Origin of the sequence: Cellulomonas sp. B6 (genome assembly GCF_001462455.1) — a bacterium.
In the GTDB taxonomy this organism is placed as follows: Bacteria; Actinomycetota; Actinomycetes; order Actinomycetales; family Cellulomonadaceae; genus Cellulomonas.
In genome coordinates this window covers 1-262 of the sequence record NZ_LNTD01000197.1, presented here as the reverse complement: position 1 = coordinate 262, position 262 = coordinate 1, and the positions used below count along the sequence as shown (strand labels likewise).

General features: G+C 73.7%; 1 pseudogene. It reads left to right on the top strand.

The window, feature by feature from the left end:
- Nucleotides 1-81: 81 nt before the first annotated feature.
- A pseudogene (locus ATM99_RS15710) lies at nt 82-262 on the top strand (DUF2752 domain-containing protein); the annotation flags it as partial.

Sequence of the window (262 nt, the reverse complement as noted above, 5' to 3'; positions counted from 1 at the left end):
GGGGCTCGCCCAGTACGGCGGCTGGGACGGGTTCATGGAGTACATCCAGTCCGAGGTGGAGCGCCAGCAGCAGATGGCGCCGTGACCTCCCAGCACCTCTCCGGTGCTGCCACCGGGACCCCGGCACCGCACCCCGCCGCACGGCGGGGTGCGGTGCTGCCGTTGGCCGTCGGTGCGGCCGCTCTCGCGGGTGCTGCGCTGCTCGTCGTCCGGTCGCCGTACCAGCCGGCGAGCTACGGGATCTGCCCCTCGGTGCTGTTCC